This window comes from Bradyrhizobium sp. Kon69 (assembly GCF_055807515.1).
Map to the genome: position 1 here is coordinate 1 of NZ_JBVVOS010000042.1, position 24,965 is coordinate 24,965.

Annotated in this window: 27 protein-coding genes and 4 pseudogenes; 18 read left to right on the forward strand and 13 right to left on the reverse strand. The window is 58.9% G+C overall.

What is annotated here, in order from left to right; translation table 11 throughout:
- Positions 1-178: 178 nt before the first annotated feature.
- From AC0L3U_RS35385 to AC0L3U_RS35415, 7 genes and pseudogenes are all read right to left on the reverse strand, one after another.
- Positions 179-1,021, reverse strand: a complete 843-nt coding sequence (locus AC0L3U_RS35385) for a class I SAM-dependent methyltransferase (protein WP_259217555.1) — start codon at positions 1,019-1,021, stop codon at positions 179-181.
- Positions 1,022-1,056: 35 nt separating this feature from the next.
- Positions 1,057-2,229, reverse strand: coding sequence for an aminotransferase-like domain-containing protein (locus AC0L3U_RS35390; RefSeq protein WP_085398499.1), 1,173 nt, complete (start codon positions 2,227-2,229; stop codon positions 1,057-1,059).
- Positions 2,226-2,864, reverse strand: coding sequence for a CDP-alcohol phosphatidyltransferase family protein (locus tag AC0L3U_RS35395; protein ID WP_085398500.1), 639 nt, complete (start codon positions 2,862-2,864; stop codon positions 2,226-2,228). The genes AC0L3U_RS35390 and AC0L3U_RS35395 overlap by 4 nt, the downstream gene beginning before the upstream one ends.
- A complete protein-coding gene (locus AC0L3U_RS35400; protein WP_259217554.1) occupies positions 2,861-3,637 on the reverse strand; it encodes a phosphocholine cytidylyltransferase family protein in 777 nt (258 codons plus the stop codon). Before AC0L3U_RS35400 ends, AC0L3U_RS35395 begins: the two co-directional genes overlap by 4 nt.
- Before the next feature lie 25 nt (positions 3,638-3,662).
- Entirely contained in the window at positions 3,663-4,871 is a 1,209-nt protein-coding gene (locus tag AC0L3U_RS35405; protein WP_259217553.1) for a pyridoxal phosphate-dependent aminotransferase, read from the reverse strand.
- 588 nt (positions 4,872-5,459) lie between these two features.
- Positions 5,460-5,909: pseudogene (locus AC0L3U_RS35410) on the reverse strand (transposase); the annotation flags it as partial.
- A gap of 54 nt (positions 5,910-5,963) precedes the next feature.
- Positions 5,964-6,242, reverse strand: a pseudogene (locus AC0L3U_RS35415) (transposase); the annotation flags it as partial.
- Positions 6,243-6,427: 185 nt separating this feature from the next.
- Between AC0L3U_RS35415 and aepX the strand changes: the two are divergent.
- The 3 genes from aepX (at position 6,428) to AC0L3U_RS35430 (ending at position 8,558) form a co-directional block, all read left to right on the forward strand.
- The gene (gene aepX, locus AC0L3U_RS35420; RefSeq protein WP_259218636.1) at positions 6,428-7,288 is read left to right on the forward strand and encodes a phosphoenolpyruvate mutase; all 861 of its coding nucleotides are present in this window, start codon (positions 6,428-6,430) and stop codon (positions 7,286-7,288) included.
- A 315-nt stretch (positions 7,289-7,603) separates the two neighbouring features.
- Positions 7,604-8,383, forward strand: coding sequence for a glycerophosphodiester phosphodiesterase family protein (locus tag AC0L3U_RS35425; RefSeq protein WP_259217552.1), 780 nt, complete (start codon positions 7,604-7,606; stop codon positions 8,381-8,383).
- Between the two features lie 52 nt (positions 8,384-8,435).
- Positions 8,436-8,558 carry a hypothetical protein gene (locus tag AC0L3U_RS35430; RefSeq protein ID WP_259217551.1) on the forward strand — a complete coding sequence of 41 codons (123 nt, stop codon included), beginning with the start codon at positions 8,436-8,438 and terminating at the stop codon, positions 8,556-8,558.
- Positions 8,559-8,603: 45 nt separating this feature from the next.
- On the opposite strand, the gene AC0L3U_RS35435 is transcribed toward AC0L3U_RS35430, so the two are convergent.
- Positions 8,604-8,813 (reverse strand): hypothetical protein, encoded by a 210-nt coding sequence (locus AC0L3U_RS35435; RefSeq protein WP_259217550.1) that lies wholly within the window; start codon positions 8,811-8,813, stop codon positions 8,604-8,606.
- Between the two features lie 16 nt (positions 8,814-8,829).
- Here AC0L3U_RS35435 and AC0L3U_RS35440 point away from each other — a divergent pair, with 16 nt between their 5' ends.
- The 3 genes from AC0L3U_RS35440 to AC0L3U_RS35450 all read left to right on the forward strand — a co-directional run bounded on the left by AC0L3U_RS35440 (position 8,830) and on the right by AC0L3U_RS35450 (position 10,414).
- Positions 8,830-9,255, forward strand: coding sequence for a hypothetical protein (locus AC0L3U_RS35440; RefSeq protein WP_259217549.1), 426 nt, complete (start codon positions 8,830-8,832; stop codon positions 9,253-9,255).
- 725 nt (positions 9,256-9,980) lie between these two features.
- Positions 9,981-10,154, forward strand: coding sequence for a hypothetical protein (locus AC0L3U_RS35445; RefSeq protein WP_246648889.1), 174 nt, complete (start codon positions 9,981-9,983; stop codon positions 10,152-10,154).
- On the forward strand, positions 10,118-10,414 hold the full coding sequence (locus AC0L3U_RS35450; RefSeq protein WP_246648890.1) for an ABC transporter permease: 297 nt from the start codon (positions 10,118-10,120) through the stop codon (positions 10,412-10,414). The genes AC0L3U_RS35445 and AC0L3U_RS35450 overlap by 37 nt, the downstream gene beginning before the upstream one ends.
- Before the next feature lie 53 nt (positions 10,415-10,467).
- On the opposite strand, the gene AC0L3U_RS35455 is transcribed toward AC0L3U_RS35450, so the two are convergent.
- Positions 10,468-10,635 carry a hypothetical protein gene (locus AC0L3U_RS35455; protein ID WP_219682353.1) on the reverse strand — a complete coding sequence of 56 codons (168 nt, stop codon included), beginning with the start codon at positions 10,633-10,635 and terminating at the stop codon, positions 10,468-10,470.
- Between the two features lie 215 nt (positions 10,636-10,850).
- On the opposite strand from AC0L3U_RS35455, the pseudogene AC0L3U_RS35460 reads away from it, so the two are divergent.
- Positions 10,851-12,000: pseudogene (locus AC0L3U_RS35460) on the forward strand (IS701 family transposase); the annotation flags it as partial.
- Between the two features lie 210 nt (positions 12,001-12,210).
- On the opposite strand, the gene AC0L3U_RS35465 reads toward AC0L3U_RS35460, so the two are convergent.
- Together AC0L3U_RS35465 and AC0L3U_RS35470 are read right to left on the reverse strand one after the other, a co-directional pair.
- Positions 12,211-12,624 (reverse strand): PIN domain-containing protein, encoded by a 414-nt coding sequence (locus AC0L3U_RS35465; protein WP_259217546.1) that lies wholly within the window; start codon positions 12,622-12,624, stop codon positions 12,211-12,213.
- A 122-nt stretch (positions 12,625-12,746) separates the two neighbouring features.
- A complete protein-coding gene (locus tag AC0L3U_RS35470; protein ID WP_219682354.1) occupies positions 12,747-13,301 on the reverse strand; it encodes a peroxiredoxin in 555 nt (184 codons plus the stop codon).
- Positions 13,302-13,835: 534 nt separating this feature from the next.
- Between AC0L3U_RS35470 and nifH the strand changes: the two genes are divergently transcribed.
- The 4 genes from nifH to nifW all read left to right on the forward strand — a co-directional run bounded on the left by nifH (position 13,836) and on the right by nifW (position 16,551).
- Complete coding sequence (gene nifH, locus AC0L3U_RS35475) at positions 13,836-14,726, forward strand: nitrogenase iron protein (RefSeq protein WP_007600043.1); 891 nt, start codon at positions 13,836-13,838, stop codon at positions 14,724-14,726.
- A 66-nt stretch (positions 14,727-14,792) separates the two neighbouring features.
- On the forward strand, positions 14,793-15,521 hold the full coding sequence (locus tag AC0L3U_RS35480) for a nitrogen fixation protein NifQ (protein ID WP_259217545.1): 729 nt from the start codon (positions 14,793-14,795) through the stop codon (positions 15,519-15,521).
- A 227-nt stretch (positions 15,522-15,748) separates the two neighbouring features.
- On the forward strand, positions 15,749-16,168 hold the full coding sequence (locus tag AC0L3U_RS35485; RefSeq protein WP_219682355.1) for a hypothetical protein: 420 nt from the start codon (positions 15,749-15,751) through the stop codon (positions 16,166-16,168).
- Between the two features lie 50 nt (positions 16,169-16,218).
- Positions 16,219-16,551, forward strand: coding sequence for a nitrogenase stabilizing/protective protein NifW (gene nifW / locus AC0L3U_RS35490; protein ID WP_219682356.1), 333 nt, complete (start codon positions 16,219-16,221; stop codon positions 16,549-16,551).
- 146 nt (positions 16,552-16,697) lie between these two features.
- Here the strand turns inward: nifW and AC0L3U_RS35495 are convergent, their stop codons facing one another.
- Positions 16,698-17,381: a hypothetical protein gene (locus tag AC0L3U_RS35495; RefSeq protein WP_259217544.1), complete on the reverse strand. Its 684-nt coding sequence runs from the start codon at positions 17,379-17,381 to the stop codon at positions 16,698-16,700.
- A 321-nt stretch (positions 17,382-17,702) separates the two neighbouring features.
- On the opposite strand from AC0L3U_RS35495, the gene AC0L3U_RS35500 reads away from it, so the two are divergent.
- The 4 genes from AC0L3U_RS35500 to AC0L3U_RS35515 all read left to right on the forward strand — a co-directional run bounded on the left by AC0L3U_RS35500 (position 17,703) and on the right by AC0L3U_RS35515 (position 21,578).
- Positions 17,703-18,818 (forward strand): electron transfer flavoprotein subunit alpha/FixB family protein, encoded by a 1,116-nt coding sequence (locus AC0L3U_RS35500; protein ID WP_374762368.1) that lies wholly within the window; start codon positions 17,703-17,705, stop codon positions 18,816-18,818.
- 11 nt (positions 18,819-18,829) lie between these two features.
- A complete protein-coding gene (locus AC0L3U_RS35505) occupies positions 18,830-20,137 on the forward strand; it encodes an FAD-binding protein (protein ID WP_204513351.1) in 1,308 nt (435 codons plus the stop codon).
- 40 nt (positions 20,138-20,177) lie between these two features.
- Positions 20,178-20,474 (forward strand): ferredoxin family protein, encoded by a 297-nt coding sequence (locus tag AC0L3U_RS35510; protein WP_085383486.1) that lies wholly within the window; start codon positions 20,178-20,180, stop codon positions 20,472-20,474.
- Positions 20,475-21,047: 573 nt separating this feature from the next.
- Complete coding sequence (locus AC0L3U_RS35515; RefSeq protein ID WP_246648893.1) at positions 21,048-21,578, forward strand: hypothetical protein; 531 nt, start codon at positions 21,048-21,050, stop codon at positions 21,576-21,578.
- A gap of 823 nt (positions 21,579-22,401) precedes the next feature.
- Here the strand turns inward: AC0L3U_RS35515 and AC0L3U_RS35520 are convergent.
- Positions 22,402-22,763: pseudogene (locus AC0L3U_RS35520) on the reverse strand (RMD1 family protein); the annotation flags it as partial.
- A 375-nt stretch (positions 22,764-23,138) separates the two neighbouring features.
- On the opposite strand from AC0L3U_RS35520, the gene AC0L3U_RS35525 reads away from it, so the two are divergent.
- The 3 genes from AC0L3U_RS35525 to AC0L3U_RS35535 all read left to right on the forward strand — a co-directional run bounded on the left by AC0L3U_RS35525 (position 23,139) and on the right by AC0L3U_RS35535 (position 24,854).
- Positions 23,139-23,882, forward strand: a complete 744-nt coding sequence (locus AC0L3U_RS35525) for an energy-coupling factor ABC transporter permease (RefSeq protein ID WP_246648894.1) — start codon at positions 23,139-23,141, stop codon at positions 23,880-23,882.
- A 67-nt stretch (positions 23,883-23,949) separates the two neighbouring features.
- Complete coding sequence (locus tag AC0L3U_RS35530) at positions 23,950-24,345, forward strand: SAM-dependent methyltransferase (protein ID WP_219682358.1); 396 nt, start codon at positions 23,950-23,952, stop codon at positions 24,343-24,345.
- Positions 24,333-24,854: a thermonuclease family protein gene (locus AC0L3U_RS35535; RefSeq protein WP_259217541.1), complete on the forward strand. Its 522-nt coding sequence runs from the start codon at positions 24,333-24,335 to the stop codon at positions 24,852-24,854. The genes AC0L3U_RS35530 and AC0L3U_RS35535 overlap by 13 nt, the downstream gene beginning before the upstream one ends.
- Positions 24,855-24,965: the final 111 nt, after the last annotated feature.

Consider the following 24,965-nt stretch of genomic DNA (forward strand, 5'->3'; position numbering starts at 1 on the left):
TGGTCAAGCGGCAGATGTACGGGCGCGCTAAGCTCGATCTCCTTCAGGCTAGGCTGATTGGCGCGCCATAAAAACAATCACGATCATCGAATATGCGTCAGAGCCCCAGTCGAACGCCGATTGACAAGCAAACCGTATTCTGATCGCCAACGTCACAGAAGGAAGAAAGCCCGACAATCTAGGTACGACGTGCTGTGATGATTTCGGCCTCGTAAGGCATCTCGACAAATGCGTTGCTGTCGCGGTGCTGTTCAAAGACGACGCGGAGCGCCGAAAGAAGCGCCTCTTCTCCCCGGTTATTGATCGCCTTCTGCACGATTGTGAACGATCGCGCGCGATGCTCGAACCGCTCCCGATCGATCAGCTCGGTAAAAACGAACGCGTCTCGCCTGATGTCTTTCAGGCCGGATTCGGCTCTTAACTCGGCCGAAATATCAATCTCAGAGTAGCCGCCCTCAGGTCTGGAGTGCCGACGCCGGTGGTAATTGGGGAGTGCTGCCTCGATGACTGACAGAAAACCATCCGCGAAGGCACTATCCCTGTCGTAAGGCTCATATTGAACGATCGCGAGGAGACCACCAGGCGCAAGGACACGCTGGGCCTCTCGATAGAAGGCAGGGCGATTGAAGCGATGCACTGCACTAGCAGCCGTCACCAATTGAGCAGAGCCGTCCACCGCTTGCAGATTTTCGGCGACCCCATCCGCATAGTCCACGAGCATGCCGGTTGGCGTCTGAGATTCAGCATGCCGCCGCATATGTTCATTCGGTTCAAGTGCGAAGATCTGGAAGCTCGAGCCAAAAACCGTGGCAAGGCTTCGCGTGAATAGCCCTGTCCCCGCGCCGACCTCGATGATGCGGCCGCCCGTGGTACCACGGAGCACGGACCTCAATTGTTCTGCGATGCGCGGTGGGTACTCCGGGCGAAACTGGTAAAAGTGCCCGAGGCCATCAAAATCGTCCCAGGGCCTATGAATCCGGCCCGATGCAGCTTGACTGGTTGTCGTGCTTTCTGTGGACATGTTAATTTCACCCAAGATCTTAGATCACGCTGCGCCTAGGCCGATCGGTGCCTGTCGTACTCCGCCGCGATAGTCGTGAGTGCCCTTTCGAGGGTTGAATCGTCTGATGGGTTGCCGAGGCCGAACCGGATCGCTCGCGGCGGCTCCGCTTCACCGATCACGAAGCCATCGCTCGTCGAAACAAGCACGCCGGCTTGCTCAAGTCTCGCGGTTAGATCGGCACTTGTGACGCTAGGCGGCGTTGGCATCCAGACATGGAGACCGCCATCCCCAAGTCGGTGATCGATGTTCGTGAGATACTGACGGACCAAAATATGCCGCGCGGCGGTTGCGCGACGAACAGCGTCGAGCATCTTTCCCATCGATGCAGTCTCAATCAATTCTGTGGCGAGCGCGGCGCTAAGAGGTGCCGTCATCCAGAACGTAGCCCGGACTCCCGGCCAGAACAGGTTCGCCGCAGCCTCCTTGGACGGCGCAACGACATAAGCTACTTTCATTCCCGGCGCCACACTCTTGGCCAACCCGAGCAGATACCAGGAAATTTCTGGGGCAAGGGCAGATAGCGGTGTTGGCGCATTTCGGGGAATAAGGCTATAGATGTCATCCTCGATGATGGAGACGCCAAACTCTCTGGCAATCTCTGCGATTGTCTTGCGTCTTTCCAAGGACATGGTGACTGTGGTCGGGTTTTGAAGCGTCGAGAGCGGATATAGCGCTTTTGGACGATGCGTCCGGCACACCTGCCGAAACGCGTCCGGGATCATGCCATCGTCATCCATCCGGACTGGCGCGAGCTTTGCGCCGTAACGCGCTGCAAACGCCTTGATTGGCGGATAGGTTAGCTCATCGACAGCCAATATCCCGCCTGCGCCGACAAGGCCGGGAATGAGCATATTCAGAGTACTTTGTGTGCTGCTTGTCAGGACAATACGCGCTTCATCAGCTCGATAACCCAGGCGCGAGGCGCAGAGATCAGCACCCGCTCGTCGGTCGGCTTCGGTCCCGCACCAACGATGATGCCCAATGATTTCGCTGAGAGCTTCCCTTGCCAAAATACCAGTGATTGCAGTGCTCATGACCGAATCAAAAACATGTGATACTGGCGGTGGCGGATTCAGCCTAAGTGCGATCGGGCTTTTGAGGCGTTCGTCAAATTGACTTTGAAGCGGGATTTTCACGGCAGGTGTTGCTGCAAACGGACTCTTCATTTTGAACCTCCTAGGCGGTCCTGGATCACACTGATGGCCATGAGGGCAAACGACACCGCAATTGCTCCGGCCGTGGCGATCGGGATACCCAGGCCTCGGATTGCCGGGACCTTCACGAAGGCGCATACGTGGAGGACTGCAAGCACTGAAAAAAGTAGGGGCAGTGTCGTCTCGAATGTCTCCACGGACATTAACGGTCGAAGCAACAACATCACAGCGAGTAGGGGAGTATCATACGAAACCGGAATCCCGATGAACCGAGCTTCGGCCGTTAGTCCGACGTTCTCGAAATAGCTGAGCCTAATCGCGCCCGCTAAAACGAGAAGCACACTCGCTACGAGCGACAGGGCAGTTCCTTGACTGATAAGGATGATCACTGCAGCCGGGAACACGACTCCATGAAAGAAGTCGGCAAATCCATCAAAGCTCTTTCCGAACTCCGGTACACCTCGACGGCGAAGATGGCTCGTCTTGCGGGCAACATGCCCATCCCAATGATCCAGAAACCAGGTCCAGAGCATTGCCGCAACGCCGAGCTCGATCTTGCCGTTGAGGGCCAGGAACAGCCCGATGACGGCAAACAGATAGGCGAGGGCGGTGATGGCATTTGCGTAGTCACGGAGATACCCGATCATCGCCTTGCTCCCGTCGACGGCGCGAAAATCTTCTCCGCTAGGCGCAGATCATCTTCGCAATCGATTTCGAACCAGCGGGTATCGCTGCAATCCGCCGCTGAAAGCTGCAGCTCTCGCTGCTCGACAAGCCGTGCGAGGACCTGCTCAACATAGGCCGTACGATGCCCGCTTTCCACAGCCTGGTGCAATGCTGGCACCAGCTGTTCGCGCGAGGCGTCTGCGGAAAAGCGCGTCAAGTTGATGGTCTTGAAGAGACCCCTGGCCTGGGCCTCGACGGGCGTCTGGTTCATGACGAACGCGACGATAGAACCATCGTCAACCAGCTTGACGGCGGAACCACTCATTGCTGCGTTGAACGCCGCAACAGCCGCTACGCTCTGCTGGGTAGATGAGACCGTTCGAAGTGTTCTTTCGAGGACTTCGCGCTCAAAGAACACATCGCCTTCGAGAAAGACGGTGTCGCCGGCAAGCATTGTATTTCGCGCTAGCCATAAGGAATAGGCGCTGCCGGTCCGATCGAAGATGGGATTGTGGACATACTCGATGTCGACCTCCTCGAACCGATGGCCGCAGGACTGTTCGATGGCTTCTTCGCGATAACCCACGACGATGGTTGCTTCGCGAGCCCCGAGCTCAGACAACTGATGCAGCGCGTTGTGCAGCATCGGGGTTCCGTTCACCTCCACCAAAGGTTTCGGAACGAATTCCGTGTAGGGGCGCAGCCTGGAGCCCATTCCTGCGGCAAGGATCACCGCCCGTGTACCATTGAGCATTTTTGAAACGTCCTTCTGGCAAGCTTCAGGCCGTTGCTTGCCTGGTCTTCAGGCTGTTCAGGGTCTCGACGACGCGTTTTAGTCCCGACTCCAGCAGGTCTGGTGGAGCACCGAAGCAGAGACGCAGGCCATTCACGTCGCCAAAGGTACCGCCGGCAACGGATCCCACATCGGCTTCCTCCAGGAGCAATCGTGCAATGTCGTCGGTCGATCGAACGGGACCTCCTGCCGGCAGAGCTGAGACAAGCCTACTCAGATCGAGATAGAAGAAGAACGAGCCATCGGCACTCGGCGGGGGCACGTCCTGCAGACCAGAGAGGATGCGAAGACCATTGTTGCGAGCGTCGGACAGACGCTCATGCATCTTCCGTTCAAAACTGCCGTCGCCGACTTGAAGGTGATGCAGGATCGCGTGCTGTGCGATTACATTGGCATTCGAGGTCGTATGGCTCTGCAGTTTCTTGGCCGCGGAAACGATCTCCGGAGGAGCTGCGAAGTAACCCAGACGCCAACCGGTGATCGCCAGCTCTTTTGAGAAGGCGTTGACCAGGATCGTCCTTGAACGGACGCGGGGATGCGCCATGACGATCGACTCATGGCGCGAACCGGTGAAGACCAAGCTGGAGTAGCATTCGTCGGAAACGATCCAGAGCTGATAGTTGATCGCGAGATCGCCGATAGCTTGTAGAGTCGTTCGATCATACACTGCGCCAGTCGGATTGTTCGGCGAGTTTATGATAATGGCTTTCGTGCGCGGTGTGACAGCGGCGCGAATTGCGACGATATCAGGAGTATATGTCGGGGGGCGAACATCAACGAACACGGGCTTTGCGCCAGCGAGAAGAACCTGGGACGGGAATGTCGGCCAGCAGGGGCGAATGATGATGACCTCATCTCCGGGATTGAACAGGGCCAAGGCAACGTCGAGCAGGCCCTGCTTTGCGCCCGCAGTGATAGCGATGTCATCCGTATTCCAGCCGATGCCTGTTTCCGCAGACAGCTTTGCGGCGACAGCGCCGCGAAGCGGCGTCAGGCCGATGGAATCGGTATACCGGTTCGCCCCGGCATTGATGGCGGCAATCGCTCCTTCGCGAACGGATGATGGTGGCTCGATGATGACTTCGCCGGCGGCCAGATCGATGATCTGACGGGCGGTCGCGGCAGCTATCTCAGCCGCCTCACGGGCGACGGCAGTGCCCGAACCTGACAGCAAAGACATCCGTTGCGCCAACATGCGCGCTCCTCCTGCATCGATTGTCGAGTTTGTTAAGTGATCGCAACCGCTTCGCCGCCGGTACGCGATCTGCCTCGGCGGATATCACTCTTCCGTTCGACAACCGCGTCGTAGCCAAATGGGGCTTAAGAGTTCATTGAGGCCGGCGACCTCTTCATCGCGCCAAGGTGCCCTTCATGCACTTACACGAGGAAGGAGGGGCGCGGTTGGAGCAGACCTGAGCACACAGTATTTTGCAACCGAGGAGCCAACGCGTCGATCGCGGCCGTCGGCCAGAACAGATTGTGAGTGTGTTTGCATACTGAACTCCTTGCAGCTGATGTTTGCGTAGCCCGATGCTCATCCGCCAAATAGTTTGCTCCCATCACTAGATCAAATACTAGCGTTGGTAGTTGACCCGAGCGCAAACGTAAGTCGTTAGAATTGAGACGAGAGTTGCGGCTCTATGATGCTCGGAGTCGAGCACGTCTCAAGTTGCCATTGGCGATGGCTTCTATCATTTGCAAGCATGTCGATGCACGAGGCGGTTGAAACATGCCGCAGTCCGATGCTGAGAGTGCCGCCCGCGCCACCGACGAGGCCTATTGAGCTCACAGTGGCGCGGATAAGCGATGCATCGATGTGAACGACCTCAGCGGTGGCGATCTTCGCCTTGAGACGGGCCCCGACCGTCCGCTTGAAGATCATGCGGTGGCGCTCTGCACCCCACCGCTGGCGGATGCGTATCAAGCTGGTCGGGAAGAGCGTCATGCGGTCCGTAGCCGACGAACCATCGGATGGCGACATTGACTTGAGCCTCCGACCGTCGTCGATGCCCAGTGACAGCCCAGCGAGCATCGACCGTACAGCGACTTCCGGATAATCGCCCGGCCATCGCCGAGGCAATAACAGTGAGACTTCGTAGTGTAGCCAAGAAGAATCGAGTACGCGATCGACCCGAACCGCCACGTGATCGTCGGGGATTAGCTGGCGAAGCGAGCCGGTGACGAACAGCTCCAGCTGATCCTGTTCCTTCCCAGCATGTGGCGCCCCTCCGATCGCGAATCACAAGGAAAACGGAATCAGTCTGCGCGAACTTTTTCAACGATCTCCCACCCGGCAGCGCTGCGGCGTGGCGTTCAGCACCTTGGCGGCGGCGGCCTTGATGCCCTCGTGGCGTCCGAGATTCACCAGCTTGAGGCCGCGCAGACCCCGGCTGGCGAGCCTGCGCAGGCCGACATCCATGCCGGGAACTTCGCGCCGGCCATCACTGTACGCCGATCGCGACGATCCCCGCGACCGAGCCAATGCGCCCCTGCTGGCGCACCTTCACGTAGGTGGCGTCGATCCACAGAGAGAGCCATCGCCCTCGACCGGACGGGCGAGGAATGCCCCGTCAACTATCAAGCCTGCTAATTGATCTAGATGTCAGAAAGGGGCACTGGTTGCCGAATGAAGGTTGGGCTGCTCAGTCGGGTTGCTCAACCGTCGCTCCTGGGGCGTTCGGCATGAAACATCAACCACAATCTGTACTCGCCAACGGTCCTGATCGATGCACCGCATCCTCGCCCGCAGAAATGCTGCATGCACAGGTTTGCTCCAATCTTGAACTCTCCGTCCTCATGGAAGCGCATGACGGCCTCTCCGCTGCGATCGCCGAGCGCGCAGGGTTCAAAGGTCTCTGGGCGTCAGGTCTTTCAATTGCTTGCTCTCTCGGCTATCGTGATGTCAACGAAGCGTCATGGAGCCAACTTGTCGATGCGGTCGAGCGGATCGTGGACTCAACCAAACTGCCTGTTCTGGTTGACGGGGATGGTGGCTTCGGGAATTTCAACAATGCACGCCTCCTCGCCCGCAAGCTCCGTCAGCGAGGCGCTGCGGGCGTTGCGCTGGAGGACAGCTGCTTTCCGAAGATGAACTCGCTCATTGGCGATCGTCATCCCCTCGCCGATATCCACGAATTTTCCGGCCGCCTGCGGGCAGTTAAGGATACAGTCGCGGAAGACTTGGTCCTCGTGGCCCGGATCGAGGCGTTGATCGCGGGGCATGGAATGGACGAAGCAATTTTACGCGCTCACGCTTACGCAGACGCGGGTGCGGATGCGATCCTCATTCACTCGCGAAAGAGCACCGCGGACGAGGTTCTTTCCTTCACGCGCACCTGGCAAAGCCGATTGCCCGTCGTGATCGTGCCAACGACATACTATCGAACACCGGTCTCTGCGTATCGTAATGCCCGCATCTCAACAGTGATCTGGGCCAACCACTCAGTGCGAGCTGCGATAGCGGCAATGCGGCAGATCTGCCGTCGCATCATTGCTGAAGAAGGCGTTGCCGGTATCGAGCCCAATGTTGCGACGCTCGACGAGGTCTTCGAACTGTTGAGGTATGACGAACTTGCCCGCGCGGAAGCGCGCTATCTTCACCCTCCTGACTGAGGGCAATGACCTCTCATTTACACGCAACAAACTCGTTCTCGAAGGACCACCGCCATGCAATCGGCCGCCTTACTGTCACGCTCCACCGCATTTTTCAGCGAAGCACAGGCGTTCCCTCCCAAAATTGGATGCGCCATAGACGGGCGCGACAGCTCTTGCGCGGCTGATCCGAACATGCTTCAGATCTACAAGCTTGTTTCTCTCTTGAAGAAGCGCCAACGCGGACAGTGATCCGTCTTCCTCTTCAAGAAAGCCGGTAGACTCCACACCGCAACAGCAACCACAAGTAACATTTGAGACCGACGGAGAGCGCTCATGTTGAGGCAACGGACAGTTCTGCTCAACTCTTCGGGCACCGCCGCCAACGTGACAGATCTGCGTGGCGGCACCGTCCGCAACGTGTTCTCTTTCAGTGCGCGCCGCTGGCGCAAGCAGCTGACCCGGCTAGGGTTGATTGGGACCATGGCTGTCGCCTCAACTGTAGCTGGCAGTGTCACCGATGCGATCGCGGGAGACGGGGCGAAGGCTGGCATGCAAACCCAAATCGGCCGGGTGCAGCTGGGCGCTAAAGCCATCTCTCTACCGGTTCCCGCATGTGGCGAGACAACCCAAAAATTTGGCTCCAATGATCCGGACGATCCCGTCGATGGCACCGTCAACACGACGATAACCGAGTGGCTGGCGGCCGGCAACAAGGCCGCTTGGAAATCCAGCTTCGGTCTGGATGGGCCCGCTCTTGGCGACGCAGAGTCCGAAATCGACACCTCCGGTTACGGGAAGGATCTTTTCCTGACGGGCCCCGAAGCCACGACCCGCGGCATTGATCCGCATCGGAAGCAAATACTGCCGCATCGCGGTCTATTCGATAATTCCAAGGGCATTCTCGAAAACACCATTTCAGCCGCCGACAACGCGCTTAAGCACGGTTTCCACGGTGTCGAACTCGATCTTCGCGCGGATAGGGACGGTCATGCCTGGATGATGCATGACACTACACTCGGGCGGGTTACCAACGATCCGAACAATTGCCCGATTTCGGATGTCTCTACCGAGGAAATCAAGAACATGAACCTCGATATGGAATCCCATCAATAATGAACGACTTCCGGCGCTTGACCGCAACGGCAATCCGCAACAGATGGAAGACTTGCAGAAGATCATCAATTATGTTCGTGAGAAGAATAGAAACGGCGAGGAGTTCAACGTTATCATCGACCCCCAAGGACGAGGTATCGACGATCGCAACAATCAAGGCGCTGTCAGCGCCTAAGAATGCTGACGTGGGCAGGCACCTCGGCATCAAGATCTATTCAACCTATGTGCCAGTACCGACCGGGTTATTGCGAGCTGGGACAGCAAGACCACCAATGTACTTGATGCGCTGAACCAGGCCAATGTGACTGTCCAGCCTGATAACAAGCTCAATCTGATTCCGCTTCTCATCAAGGCGGAAGACGTCCAGTCGTCTCACATCGATAAAGACCAAGGCGACCCAGGCCAGCGATTGGCTGACCTCCTTCGACAAGCTGGGCCATCTCACCATGGTGGAAATCTCCCGTTTCAAGGGAACCGACAACTTCGACAAGATGAATCAGGTGGCCGCGACATTCCAGGCCGCGGGCAAGAAGTTCGCCAGTACGCCTGTCACGACGTCCTATATCTCGGAAGCGTTCTCCGTTAACGGGCAAAAATTTTACTATAGTGCTCAGGGTGTGCCTATCACCCTGCCCGGCCGTCCCGACATGGAGTTCCGCGCCACTTTCGGCGCGCTTGAGCCCTATGCCGACGTGCTGCTGTCCGACAATGCTTATTTGGAGACGCTCTATGCCACCGGCTATATCACTGAGGGCAGTGATGCGGATTATGCCTTTCCGACAGATGCCCACCACAACCCGGCATCCATTATCGACGCACCGAAGTATATCAGTGGTAAGCCGAGCTGGATGAGCGATCCACGTCATCGGTGAGCCTCTGGCCCCTGGTGATCCGCACCACAATTGTTGCACGCCACCTGCAGAAAGCTGCGAAGGGATGTGATGAGCTGGCCAGTCGAGGAAATCCAAACATGAAGTCCTGCAAGAGTAGGACCGCCTCAGTTGGCGGCCCGCCATCGTGAATCGGCGGACGAGACCGCGCTTGACCTCCGCTCGCCGCATTCACGCAGAAGCACGGAGCGCTAAGCTCGTGCAAGAGAGCAGAAATGCAGCAACCATTGTTACCTAACCATCACATCGTTCCGTCACCGATAAGCTCAATAACCATCGGCCAGCGCCAGCGCCAACGCGCCGGACGTTCGACTTTCCTCGGGCATCGATCTCGACTTACCCGACAAAAGCTTGTGGCGTATCACCACAACACTGAACACGTGGCACTGAATTCTTGGATCGGCCTGAACCGGCTTGTCTGACTCCTTAACGCTTGGGAGTGAGCACGCAATATCAAGCAACGATGAAGGGGACGCGCCCCAAGAAAGCCATCCTTCGCCGCCGGCTTTGGATCTCGCTTGAGGTCGCTGACGGATTTGCGGCCTAAGCCGCGAGTTCGAAGGAGCGCTCCACGCTTCCTCCGCTCTTAGTACCTTCGGCAAGGTCTCGATTATCTAATCTAGCGTCAGCTGGTATGCCCGGCTCAGCAAGCGCTGAATCAGTTCATCGAGATCTGCCGCAACACTGCACCGTTGGCGCTGCTACCGGTGTTCATCCTGCTACTTGGCGTCGGCGAGCTGTCGAAGATTACCATGGTGATCTATAGCTGCGCCTGGCCGCTGCTGCTCAACACCATCGCCGCGGTGAAGCCGGTCGATCCGCTCCTGATCAAGCGGCGCGGACGATGGGCGCGCCGCCGCCGCAACTGTTCCGCAAGGTGATCCTTCCTGCGGCGATTCCGCCTATCTTCGTCGGTATTCGGCTCGCGAGCGCATCCGCCATTCTGGTGCTCGTCGCTTCAGAGATGGTCAGTGCGAAGGCCGGTCTTGGCTACCTCATCATCAACAGCCAGTACAGTTTTCTGATCCCGCAGATGTATTTTGGTATCTTGGCCATCACCTTAATCGGGTTGACGTTCAACGCCATCCTCGAAGCGTTGGAGAGGCACTTAATGCGCTGGAAGACCCAAGCCCCGGCCTAGGGCGGTTGGTTTTGTTTCGAGGCGTCGCCTGATTCACCGCGCCGTGGAGCATTTTACGTCAACCACACATTGTTGCCGGTCGACGAGCCGCGTCCGATCGATCCGACCGGAATGTTGGCGCGGGCGTAGATAACAACGTCGTCCTCACCAAAAAGGTGCCGGGCGGCGCCTTTGACGCCGTTGCCTTGGTTATCCATGAGGAGATGGCGGGCGCCGAGCATGACGGGCAACTCGACGTAAGTCGCCTCTCATTCGGTGAGCCTGAAGATTGGCGGTGGCCCCCGGTAGTCCTACTGATCTATATCCGTTTGTAGCGCTGCATCCCGCTGCGGCGTCGCGCGGGATAGATTTTTGGTGGGGAATGTAACCTAGCACTACAGTTGCATCTTTGAGTGGCTTCTGAATCGATAGGCAACCATGATTCGGGAGATCATGGATGGCTGTAGCATCGATTGAGACGACGCTTGAACTGTGGCCATCGTCATTACGGGATGTGAAGCAGCGGATGCGCCCGCTGTTTAGTCAGGATCGGTTGGCGGCGTCGGCAGGGCATTTTCTCGACGGGTTGCTAGGCAATGAGCCGCGCAAGACTGGTTGGATGCGGGCGGAAGCAGCAGGGGATGCTGGGCCGTGGCGTCAGCAGGCGATTCTGGGCCGCGGGAGCTGGGATGCTGATGCCCTTTGTGAACTGGTGCGGGACTATGCGCTGGAAACTCTGGCAGACGCTGATGCGGTTCTGGTGATCGACGAGACCGGGTTTCTGAAGCAAGGCAAAGCATCGTGCGGGGTTGCGCGGCAGTACACCGGCTCGGCAGGCAAGATCACCAATTGTCAGATTGGCGTGTTTGCCTGCTATGCGTCGCGTCACGGCCACGCCTTCATCGATCGCCGGCTTTACTTGCTGAAGGAGTGGACGGACGCTCCCGCTCGGATGAAGGCGGCGCGGGTTCCCAAGGACATGTGCTTCGCGACGAAGCCGCAGCTTGCACGGAAGATGATCGCGCAGGCGATCGGAGCCAAGGTGCCGTTCTCCTTCGTTGCAGTGGATAGCGTGTATGGAACGGGCGACATCGAAGCCATGCTGCGAAACGCCGGCAAGGGCTACGTCCTGGGCATTGCGTCTAACCATCAGATCCGCTCTTGGGGCAAGGCGCAGGTCTTGGTCGACACCGCTGGCAATGTGGCGCAGAGCCTTCCTGGCAAGGCCTGGCGACGACTGTCAGCGGGCGACGGCACCAAAGGGCCGCGGCTGTATGATTGGGCCTATCTCGAATTGGCCGACCTCGAGGCTGGAGACTACAACAGCACGTTGACCGGAACCTGGACGCGAGGCCTGCTGATTCGCCGCAACATCGGGCACAGCGAACTCGCCTTCTTCTCCACTTGGTGTCCGAAAGGCACGTCGGCGAAGAAGCTGGTTGCAGTAGAAGGCAGCCGCTGGTCCATCGAAGATGGCTTCGAAACCGCCAAAAACGAATTTGGTCTCGATCACAATGAGACCCGATCCTGGCACGGGTGGCCGTCATGTCTCGCTGGTCATGCTGGCCTTCGCCATGATGGCCGCGATCCGTCACCGAGCTAACGCCACCGTTGGGGGGCCCAAAAAAAGTTGCCGCGCCGATAGATCAAACGCCGCTCCTGATCCGCTGGTCGATCCAGGAAATCCGTCGGATCACCCTCAAGCTCGCGCAACGGCGCATCCAACCCGCTCGCATCATCGCATGGTCGCTCTGGCGACGCGCTCACCAAGCCGAAGCAAAGCGAGCGCACCTCAAGCAAAAAATGCAACTGTAGTGCTAGCCCTGGCGAATTTGCTCCGTGTAGTGAGCCAATCGGCGACGCACTTCCTGCACAGGCAGGCGGCATCTCGGATGGGCCAGTAGAGTGTTCAAGCCCTCGTGCAATCGGCTAAAAGTGACATGATTTCCATCGGCGAACTGGTCGATCAACCATAGGACGCCGTGGATCTCGATCTGTTCGGCGAGGGCGAGCTCGCACAATATCCCGTCGCCGGTAAGCAAGGTCCATTGGCGGGACTCAGCGATCCCAAAGGCGAAGGTATCCGGAACAGAGAGACGTGCATTGCCTCGCCGAACTGTTGTGGCGCGGCTTAACTCGTCGGGTGTCAGGACCTCCACCCGAAGTCCCAACTGCACCAGCTCGTCGCCGAGAGCGCCTGTCAGCTCCCTATCAAAAAGCAGGTCGGGCACGGCGAACTCGAAAGGCAAACGGGTAGGGGTTCTAGGAAATAGCCTCCACGTTAGACGGTACCGAGTCTGACGTCATTAGAATGCGGGAGCTCCTCCTTCAACTGCACGATCGACATGTTGCCTCAGGCAGTTTTAAGTGTGTCGCCGCCGATCTCGCGGTTGCAAGGGCAGAGCTCATCAGTCTGTATCGCATCCAGAACCCGCAACGTGTCAGTCGGGCTGCGGCCGACATTGAGGTTGGTCGCATAGACATGCTGGACCGTGTTCTCAGGATCGATGATGAAGGTATAGCGATGTGCGATGCCATCACGCGAGCGCACTCCAAGGCCATCGACCAGTGCGCCCTTGGTGTCGGCAAACTGCCAGATGGATAGACGGTGCAGGTCCTTGTGGTCACGCCGCCAGGCGAGCTTGCAAAACTCGTTATCGGTCGACCCACCAAGCACGATTGCGTCGCGATCGGCGAAATCCTTCGACAGGCGGGCAAACTCGGCGATTTCGGTCGGGCAGACGAATGTGAAATCCTTCGGGTAAAAGAAGATGACTTTCCATTTGCCGGGGAAACTTCTCTCAGTCAGCGTCTCGAAAGCGCTTTGCCCGTCCTCCTCCTGCAGGTGAAAGCCGGGCTTCACGCCTATGATGTCGAACGGCGGCAACTTACTTCCAATTCCAAGCATAATGTCCTCACAACATCGGGTTACACGGAACAGCGTTCCGCGACTGACTGAGCAAGCAATATGCCACCCGATCCGGCGGCAAGTGCCCGCCATGCCCATCGTGGAACATTCGCCTTTGATGGTGGCGATGTCCTCGAGCCCGATCTGCAACATGTCGTCTCCTCAATCGTCTCGGGCGGAAGGCGCGGGATTTCCCGTTTGTGCTCCTTGGCCGGCGCTCGTAGTGGAATCGGAGCGCCGAGCCTTTGTCGGGTTTCTGTCATAGCCCTTGCGGCTGTCCGGTCCGCCACAGCACGCCGGCGTCCGAGGCCACGCTGTTAGTTGAGGGTAATCAAAGGCTTAACGCAGGTGCGAATGAAATGGCACGCCAGTTGCTAACTGGATGGAGCAACAACGAGCGAGGGCTGAGGGCACGCCGACGCTGATGGCGAGCGATGGCCTCCTTCCCGAAACTCGTGTGCCCATGGTTTCTACGAGAGAAACAGGCTCGCGCATTCGGCGCGAAAAATTGGTAATCGGTTGATGGAGAGCAACATGTCTTCGCTGAGACAAATCGCGTTTTATGGCAAGGGTGGCATCGGCAAATCGACGACGTCGCAAAATACGTTGGCGGCCCTTGCTGAGCTGGGCCAAAGGATTCTGATCGTCGGCTGCGATCCCAAAGCGGACTCGACTCGCCTCATCCTGCACGCCAAAGCGCAAGACACCATTCTGAGCCTGGCGGCGAATGCCGGCAGCGTCGAGGACCTCGAAATCGAGGACGTCATCAAGCTCGGCTACAGGGACATTCGATGCGTCGAGTCCGGTGGTCCGGAGCCGGGGGTCGGCTGCGCTGGACGCGGCGTGATCACGTCCATCAACTTTCTGGAAGAGAATGGCGCTTATGAGGACATCGACTACGTCTCTTACGACGTGCTCGGCGACGTCGTCTGCGGCGGCTTCGCGATGCCTATCCGTGAGAATAAGGCACAGGAAATCTACATCGTCATGTCCGGCGAGATGATGGCGATGTATGCCGCCAACAATATCTCCAAAGGTATTCTGAAGTATGCGAATTCCGGCGGCGTGCGTCTCGGCGGCCTCATCTGCAACGAGCGGCAGACCGACAAGGAGCTGGAGCTTGCCGACGCTCTTGCCAAGAAGCTCGGCAGCCGGCTGATCTATTTCGTGCCGCGCGACAATGTCGTGCAGCACGCGGAGCTGCGCCGAATGACGGTGCTGGAATACGCGCCGGACTCCAAGCAGGCGGATCACTATCGCAATCTCGCGACCAAGATCCACAATAATGCCGGACAAGGCGCTATCCCCACCCCAATCAGCATGGACGAGCTCGAAGATATGCTCATGGAACACGGCATCATCAAGCCCGTCGACGAGAGCCAGGTCGGCAAGACCGCTGCCGAGCTTGCCGCTATTTCGGCATAGTTCATGTTGTCGGCCTTCTCGATCCGGGAAGGCCGACATCGTCCACTCAGAAGCTGTGCGAAAGTTATGATCGGCACACAAGGAAAAACGGCCGACACGATCTCATCTCGCGTATCGGTAGCTCACGCCGCCGAGCAGCGCGACGCGAGTGAGCTCTACCAGCTTCTGACCGGGCGCCATCCGGCAGAAGTCGATATCAGCGACAATGATGACTTCGATCACCATGTGCTCGCTTGCATTCTGGCCACATCAGCCATGGATGGCGGCCAACTTCCCGAACGGGCTGGCTTAACCAACCAGGAGCTCAATGCGCTGTTGGTGCAATACTTCCCATCCACCCCGGTCAGGAGCTGTACCTGGCGCGATCAGTCCGCCTTACCGGCGCCTGACGAGACAGTTATGGTACGCGACCTCCTGCTTGCGCAACGTTCCACTCATGGCGAGGTTGGCGGCTGGCTCGCGACGATGATCGCCCGGCGCGCCATGGAGCCTAATCACTTGTGGGAAGATCTCGGGCTGCGGAAGCGGGATGAATTGTCCCGTGTCCTCATGCGCCATTTCGGGCCGCTGGCGGCTCGCAATACGAAGAACATGCGCTGGAAGCGCTTCTTCTATCGCATGCTATGCGAAGATGACGGCCTGGTGATGTGTACCACGCCGGTCTGCACGGAATGCAATGATTTTGATCTTTGCTTCGGCGAAGAGAGCGGGGAGAGCCGGATGGCCGGACGTCGGCGGGATCATCTGCGCCGCCTTGATGACGCCGTCCAAGCCGTCCCAAGCTTGAAAGGCTGAGTTCATTATTGATACCCCTCTTTGGCGCCATTGCAGGTATATCCGACGAGCTTTCGGCCACCTGTCGCATGGGGGGTGAAAACAGGCCGGGGCAAACGATTGCGCGCACCCGACCTAGGGCCGAGGCGGCGTCTGATGATCGTGGGTTGATATCTCGAGGAGCCGACAATGCGCCGCTGAAGGAAGTTGCCGTCGCACTCAGACAGCTCTGTTGCGGTGATACCGGCGTGCTGCTATCCGAACTGGAAAAAGCCGCGGTCGTCGTTGCAGCCGCTGCGTCCCGTACCATCCCGCTCAGCAAGGCGATCGTCGACGAGCATGTCTTTACCAATGAATCCGGCATCCACGTCCACGGGCTGTTAAAGGACCCGGCGCAGCTACGAAGGGCTCGACTGGGGGCTGCTCGAGCGCTCCCCCCGGATTGTGATCGGCAAGCATTCAGGGTTCGCCGCGATCACCTTGCTGCTGTCGTGCAACTTTCTTTCGGCACCGAGCAAAGCGAAACCATCCCCGCGCCCGTCCGCAAGCATGCCATCGAGCACCAAGGTCTGGTTGCGCAAGAAACGGTGGTGGCGATCTGGCGCGACATTCACGACAGCTCGCTCGTCAACAGCGAATCAGCCACGCGCGTCGCGCGATCGGATTGAAACATTCTAGCCTGGTCGTTTCTGGGCGCGGATCGAGATGGAGGTTGAGAATGGCGACGGATGGGATCCTTGCGCGATTGAACAAGGCCTCGGCCGCAGAGGATTTTTTTTCACTCCTCGGCGTCGAGTACGATGCGAAAATCGTCGATGTGGCGCGGCTTCACATCCTGCGTCGCATGGGCCAATATCTCGCAGGCGAGGAGTTGACCGGTGCATCTGATCCTGAGATCGCCGCGCGTTGCAAGGCCACGCTTGAGCGCGCCTATGCCGACTTCGTCACGTCCTCCCCGATCGAACAGCGCGTATTCAAGGTGCTGAAGGATGCGGCCGCACCACAAGCGAACAAGCATCCAGCATTGGTCCAGCTCGATTTGTTGGACTGAATTGAGCTCATATGTCGTGCTCTGGACCGTGAAGGTCCCGAGAGCCTGACAGCAAGCCATGGTTTCGAATTCAAGCGGAAAGTTACAGTCGCGGCCTCGCGGATCCGCAGCTTGAGCACCTCGGCTCGTTAGAGGCCAATCACGACTCACCGCTGATATTTCCATCCTTTTAAGCTGGTACGCATGCTGTACCTATCTCCTGCAATCATGCGCCGGCAGCGGGACCGCACACGTCGCCAGGAAAGCTCAGCAAGGTTCAGATGAGTGTCTTCTGTCGCATTCCGGACACGGGTCAGTACGGCCTCGAATGTTTCGACCTCGTGAGAGGCCGCCGATCCGACTTCGTTCTTCAGTAAGATTGTGAAATAACGGTCAATTTTCATCGCCTGCGCAATTGGTACGACAATTGCTGACATATGCTCAGCTAGTCTGGAGAAGCGCATGCTCGTTTTGGTCCGCATCGATTTTATTTTTGACGCCGCGCCGGTTCGCGCGCGCTGCCTGCCGGCACCATAATGCGCCGCGACGCCAAAGCGATCGTCGCATACCTGGCTGAGCTGAAAGGTGCCTTTGATTCGTGCGCCCCCGTTGGCCGATCCCTGGCCGAGGTTTCGCGGGGGGAGCCGTTGCTCAACAGCGCCGGCCGTGCGGCGCTGTTGACCGGGCGCCTTGAGCGCCGCCCCTCCTGTCCTCGCCAGGAGTTGCGGGCCTGTCGCTATGATCGGCAAGAAACAAGCGCACTCGGAGCAATGGGATCGCGCTTCCACCGGCAACGACGCGGCCGACAATCCTACCAGCCGAGCCCCTCGCAGGTCCTCGATCTGTTGCACCTCGGTTGCATCTCTAAGATGAGGAGGACCAATCGATCGGCACGCCTGACCGGCCCGGTCGGTGCCTTAGCAGTGCCCGGAACCAAACCGTCGTCCCAGAATGCCGCATCCGGAACGAACCCGAGGCGCATGCTTCCGGGCTCGTCGTCAAGGTCCAGCAACGGCTGTATCGGTCCGGCGCTGCTGCCAGGCGGTGCTGACGGGATGCCGGCCGGCTTGCGGCCCGACGCTTAACTGAAGAAATCTTCAAGCGCAAATTCCAACCTGGAGGCGGAGCATGCTGCCCTGGCGAGCCGCTACTGAATGCGAATGGGAGTACAGATGATGAGCACCGCACCGAAAAGTGCAGCTCCGGCCGCGGGTGGTGGTCGCGCGGCGACCAAGAGGGAGCTGCCCGCGCGATTTAAGCCGTATAAGCACGTCTGGGTTTTCATCGAGCAGGAACGCGGGGTTGTGCACCCCGTCTCATGGGAGCTGATGGGGGCCGGCCGCCGGCTCGCCGACAAGCTCAATGTTGACCTCGCCGCGGTTGTCATCGGCCCGGTCGGGGAGACAACGCAGCAGGCGGTCGCCGAATCCTTCTGCTACGGCGCCGACCTCGCCTATATCGTCGCAGACAATCTCTTGGCCGATTATCGCAACCAGTCCTATACCAAGGCCCTGTCAGAGCTGGTCAACACTTATAAGCCGGAAATCCTACTCCTAGGGGCAACAACACTCGGCCGCGACCTCGCCGGCTCAGTGGCCACCACACTGCTCACCGGCCTAACTGCGGACTGCACCGAGCTCGATGTCGATGCCGACGGCTCGCTTGCAGCGACCCGCCCGACGTTTGGCGGCTCACTGTTGTGCACGATCTACACACTCAACTATCGTCCACAGATGGCAACCGTCCGTCCGCGCGTGATGCCGATGCCCGAGCGCGTGACAGGCGCCGTCTCGCGCGTCATCTCGCATCCGCTCGGGCTTGTAGAAGAAGATATCGTCACAAAGGTCCTGTCCTTCCTGCCAGACCGCGAGTCTACAAAGTCCAACCTTGCCTATGCCGACGTGGTCGTCGCAGGAGGGCTCGGTCTGGGATCGCCTGAAAATTTCCAACTTGTACACCAGCTCGCGGACGTGCTTGGCGGCGAATATGGCTGCTCGCGGCCGCTGGTCCAGAAGGGCTGGGCCACCTCCGACCGACAAATCGGCCAGACCGGGAAAACCATCCGGCCAAAGCTCTATATCGCGGCCGGCATTTCCGGCGCTATCCAGCATCGCGTCGGCGTGGAGGGCGGCGACCTCATCGTTGCCATCAACACTGACAAGAACGCTCCGATCTTCGACTTTGCCCATATCGGCATCGTCACCGACGCCATTCGACTGTTGCCGGCGTTGACCTCTGCATTCCGCGCGCAGCTATCGCCGCACTCGCACGACCGCATCGCTGGCTAGGGGAGCTTGTTATGATTCAGGAAAGATTCGACGCCATCGTCGTCGGTGCTGGCATGGGCGGGAACGCGGCGGCGCTTACAATGGCCGAGCGGGGTCTGAAAGTGCTGCAGCTGGAACGCGGCGAGTATTCCGGGTCGAAGAACGTGCAAGGGGCCATCCTTTATGCCGACATGCTGGAGAAGCTGATTCCGAATTTCCGAGAAGATGCGCCGCTTGAGCGGCATCTAGTCGAGCAACGCTTCTGGATCCTGGACGAGCGTTCGCACACAGGGATTCACTATCGATCCGATGATTTCAACGAGGAGAAGCCGAACCGCTACACCATCATCCGCGCCCAGTTCGATAAATGGTTGTCGCAGAAGGTCCGCGACGCCGGCGCTACCGTGCTGTGCGAGACCACGGTGACCGAGCTCCTCCAGGATTCCCATGGCAGGGTCGTCGGGGTGCGCACAGACCGCGATGGGGGTGAAATCCATGCAGATGTTGTCGTGCTGGCCGAGGGGGTGAACGGAGTGCTCGGGACGGGCGCGGGCTTAAGAGGGCGGCCGAAACCGGACAAGGTCGCACTCGCGGTTAAGGAGATGCATTTTTTGTCACGCGAGACAATCGACGCTCGCTTCAATCTCAAAGGCGACGAGGGGCTCGTCATCGAAGCGGTCGGAACCATCTCCCGCGGCATGACCGGTATGGGCTTCATCTATTCCAATAAGGAATGCATCTCGCTCGGTATTGGCTGTCTTGTTGCCGACTTCCAGCGTACCGGCGAGACGCCTTACGGCCTGCTCGAGGGTTTCAAGCGTCACCCATCCGTCGCGCCGCTCATCGAAGGTTCGGAGGTCAAGGAATATTCCGCGCACTTGATCCCCGAAGGTGGGTACAGGGCAATCCCGCAGCTTTGCGGGGAGGGCTGGGTGGTCGTCGGAGACGCCGCCCAACTTAACAACGCCATCCATCGCGAGGGGTCCAATTTGGCGATGACGTCGGGCCGTATCGCGGCGGAAGCGATCTGCCTTATCAGATCGCGAAAAGATCCGATGACGGCCAAAAATCTTTCGCTTTACAAGAAAATGCTAACTGATTCTTTCGTGATCAAGGACCTGAAGAAGTACAAAGATATGCCGGCACTCATGCATACCCACTCGCAGAACTTCTTTCTCACATATCCGCAGCTCTTCTCCAAGGCGATGCAGGATTACGTGCGCGTCGACGGCACACCAAAGCTCGAGAAAGAGAAGCTGATGCTGAGCTCGTTCATCAAGGCCCGGTCTTGGAGTGGGCTGTTTAGCGATGCCCTGCGCATTGCCCGGGCCTGGCGATGATCCAAACCTAAGACAATGACGAACGACGGAGCCAGAAACAATGCCGAGCGAGCCATCCCAACGTGTCGAGGATAAACTATTCTACAACCGTTATCTCGTTGATTCCGGCCGCGCCCACATCAAGGTACGTCCGCACACCACGCCATCCTCGCGGCTCTTGTCGATGCTGAAGGCCTGCCCTGCACGGTGCTACGAGCTCAACGATAAAGGTCATGTTGAGGTGACAGTCGATGGGTGTATCGAGTGCGGCACCTGCAGGGTGATCTGCGAAGAAAGTGGTGATATCGAGTGGAGCTACCCACGCGGCGGTTACGGTGTCCTATTCAAGTTCGGTTAAATCTTCAGGTGAGAGCCCTGCCACGGCGGCTACGTCGTTCTCGCGATGCAACGAGATCACGCGCGAAATCGGCGTTAACCCGGTCACGTTCAAGCGGTGTCCCAATCTTCCATCTACCCGGCGGGCCCTTGCATGGTGGACAAACGCAGTTTCCGGTTTCCGCTATAATATTCCCGAAGATAGCCAAAGCGAGCGGATCCGAAGCAAGGGTGCAAACGCAACGTCGTCCGTCTCGGATCTGGTCCACGGTCTGGTTGTCTTCCGGAATATCTGGCCGGTTTCGTCCTCCCTGGAAGGTTGGCGGTGATCCGCCCGCCGCCACCGCCTCGCTGCCTATCACCTACTGACGGAATGTTGGAAGCAGGCCTTCGCTCGGCCGTAGCCACGACCCGACAACATGCCATCCCGCGCCTTGTAGACGAGAAAAGCACGAGCGCATCACGAAAATAGCGCATTCTGAGTCCTTCGCGCGACCGCCGGTTCCGCGTTCGTCAGGCGGACTGCGCGCATGCACCACACAACTTTGCACTTTCATTCCGCTGTATCGCCGGGATATATCGTCCGCCGGAGAGCATGATGATGGTTCGGGTACAAAAGAGCAGGGCAGGAGCTAACGCGTGGCGAGCAGATGCAGGGCGTGAGAGTTCGATTGCCGACATCCAGGCTCGCATAGTCGAACTGAGAAGCTTGCGGCGCGAGAAGCTCGCGGATGCGGCGTTCATGCTCTCGATGAATGCACGAAGCCAGCGCGAGTTGATACGAGAGGCAATCGAGAAGCGCGCCGCGGTCGAGTTGGACTTTGATCCGCCGGCGAAAGGGGATTTGGCGACCTATCTCGCCAATGATGTGGTCTCGACCTTACGCGACCACGTTTCTGAACTTCCCACCCTGATGGACCTCTTGGTTCAGCGAGCGCCTGACGTCGGCTTCACCGTCCATCGGGAGGAGGCCGTTTCGCTGCTCGCCGCAATCGTTCGCGAACAGCGGCTCGAAGGTGTCCTTGAAGGCCTCAGGCTCGCCGGCCTTCTGAACGAGCCAGCTAAGCATCGCCATGGCGGGTTCTGTTCAGAAGTGGATTTGGGGGAAGTTGCCGCCCGCACGTGAGTGGCGAGGGCGCTTTGAGGACAATCCCTGCAGATGGAATGTCTACAGGCAACCGGGACGTCGGATATCTCGGCGCCTGCTTGCGAGGTCAAAACCGCTTGAAATTCGCGGCGCAGTTCCTTGTCGTCCGTTTATCGCTGACGCGGAGCTGCCATGCACGCTCCATGGCAGTACCGAGCGCGTATAGCTCGGCGACCGTCCCCTTAGTCAACCCGAGGACCGCGGTTCGGAGCTTTCATGTTCAGTTGTAGCACGCGCGGTGCGCTGCGCTCCTCGATCACGGAGCCTTTCGCTAACAGCCAAGCAAGGGAAATCACCGAAGGCGACGTCGACCGAGCCGCGGCGATGTGTCAACGCGGCGAAAGGCGTTCGCTCTTAGCGAGGCGCTCTGGTGAAATCGACCGTCCTTGTTCCGGTCGTCACTGGCCGCGCGCTGGCGAACGACGGGGGAAGCGCAAGTATTCCGCGAGCTACTCGGCAACAGCGGACAAGCTCAGTTGCGGTCCGCCGCAAACTGACAAAGGGTCTTCTCGGATCACGCTGGATCGTCGGGGTGAACGCTCTGCCGCGCGTCTGCCATAAACGCATGATCGTTGATCGATTTTCCGGAGAATTGCGCCGGAAGTCGCCTCGCCTATTTGCTCGGTCGCGAGCCGCACCGGGATTTCGTCGAACCTCGCGTGCACGAGCACGGCGAAGGCTTCGCCAAAACACGCCGCCGCGTGCGCCGAACAGCGTGTTCCTCGCAACTAGCCGGCCTGATACGTTAGTGAGCCCGCTCAAAGGCCAGGAAAGCGCCTCGCCTGCTGTGACCAGCCGCACTTCACTGAGCTGCTGCAATAATCTGACCGCATCCGATCGCAACTTTCGTCGCGATCAGCACGACTATAACCTTCCAGACGCAGCGAGCGCCGTGTCTCGATGATGTCCGCCGGGGCGTTGGCCGTCCGGAATGGCCCGCAGTTTGCGCTGGAGCATCTCAAGACGCTCCTTCAATTCGTATTCGTCAGTCAGCCGCGAATAGAGCCGCTCCAGCGCCGGCTTGCCCCAGAGTGCGTCGGGCTTCTCGGCAATGGCTGCGCGGCCCGCCACACGCTGCTGGACCAGGAGCGCATCGCCGATCAGCTGGAGAATGCCCTGGTCCTCGCGCGGTCGGCCGCGCTCGGCTAGTTCGCGTGCAAAGGGTGTCTTCGCGCCGGCGGCCGCAGGATTTCCAATTCAAGAAGGGAGGTAGAACGATTGTTCGAAACGGCACAGGTTGAGCAAAGACGGGGCACCCATGTGTGTTCAATTTCATCCAGAGTATGTCAGCTAGCTCACACGGCGAGCCTTGTGGGGACGGAAACGTTTCAACGCGCAATCAGAGGCTTAAGCGCGGTGGCGGGGGTGGCATAGCTGTTGCTATCAAAGTCCCGCAGACCGAGCGGAGGCTGTGTGCACACCCGGTCCGATATGGCGGAAGCAGGACGTTAGCGGTCGACCGAGGTGCGGAAACTGAAATGCCGTTTCGAGCGGTCTACCACACAAGGCCCGAGTACAAAGGCAAGAGGGACCTGGACCATGCATATCGAACCGGGAATAGTAACAGGCGCCAAGCTTGTGCTAAGCTGCGTGCTAGGCCTTGCGACGTGCTGCGTCGCCGCCAAGCTTCTGGTCGAGACTATGCGCGAGCGGGGCGCTCTGTCATTTGCCCTGCAAGCCATCGCCGCGACGCTTGTGTTCATGTTCTTCGAGAGTCTGCCGCACTTTGCGGTTGGGGTCTCCGAGGTGCGTTTCGTCCCCGGCTCGATGCTGTTTCTGTTGTTCGGCGCGGCGGCGGCTGCTTTTGGTCTTGCGCTCGGCCTGCTGCTGGAAAACATACTCTTTGTTCCGGCCGACCTGCCGCAATTTGGTATGAATGCCACGACGCTTCTGGTGCCGCTGTTTGCGATCCAGGCGCTCGCCAATCGGCTCATCCCGTCCAACACCGCGCATCGCGATCTGCAGTACAGCAAGGCGCTTGCCCTCTCGACGGCGTATCAGTCTGGTATCGTTGTCTGCGTCACGTTTTGGGCCCTCTACGGCGCGGGCTTCGGCGCCGCCAATCTTTATAACATCGCATGGTTCGCGGTTTCCTACGCACTTGTGGCCCTCGTCCAGCTAGGGGTTGAGATGGCTGTGCTGGCGCTCGCGAAACAAGTTGGGCGGCGTGACTACGGGCGGAGTCGTCGCCAACCGCCTGTAGAAGGCATGTTGCCGTTGATAACAACGATGGCCCTCGGAGCGCCCGTTTTGCTCCAGCGATGCATACACTTTCCCTTATAGTTGCCGTGAGCAGCGACCGCGGACGGCGCGTGCTCGCTGCTATCGGTGCCAGAAAGGCGGCGAGCTTATGCTCATTTCGGACAAGGCCATCAGGAATTCGTATGACGCGGACTTGCGGGCAGCGGTCTGCGCTTGCTTGATGGCTAATCAGCGTACGCGCACGACGGATTTCGTCCTGCCGGTGCGCGATGCAGTCGAGGCGGACTGCCGCAATGACGTGGAGCAATGGCCCCATTCGGTCAGCGCAGCAGGCGCGTCACAAACCATCGTGGGCGAGGTTGGACGCGAGGGAGGTGTTGCGCTGCTCATTCAGGGAGATTCATCTGTCGAGCGAGCTTACCTATTCAACATTAGCACCCTTCTGGGCACTGCGATCGAGCGCCTTTGGCCACTTGCCTATGCTCTGCTGCGCTCGGCCGGAATGTTCGCAGTTCGGAAAAGAAGATCGCTATGCCCGGATTGATCGTGGTGTTGACCATGTTCGCACTGTGCAGCATCGTGTTGGCCGGCCAGTTGACCGGGCGGGCAAAGGTCATCAACACCGACACCGTTGAAATCAACAGGACTCGCGTTCGGCTCTGGGGCATCGACGCGCCGGACAAGTCCCAAATGTGCAGAGATATCAACGGCAATCCATATCGATGTGGCCTCAGGGCCGTGCGCGACCTTGAAGGCTTCATTGCAGAGCGCGAAGTCAGTTGCCTGTCAGTGCTGCAGGATGAGTCTGGACGGACGATTGCGACCTGTTCAGCTGATGGCATGGATGTCGGAGAATGGTTGGTGCGCAATGGTCTCGCGTTCGATCAGACGCAATCTTCCACAGGGCCATACCGGGCCGCGCAACGCGCCGCCGATCGTGCCGGACTGGGCTTATGGTCGGGCAGCTTTGCCGTACCTTCGTTATATCGAGCGTGCATTCGGTTGGGTGGTCGACCAGCCAGCTGTTCGGACGACGCGAATGCACATCCTTGATGGCTGGCCCCTACACCAGAATACGCCGCGATCGGCTCCCGCGTGAGGTGACAGTCACGAGCGAGCTGGCTCGATCGGGAGTAAGTCCTCAACACTGCCGCCCAACCATGC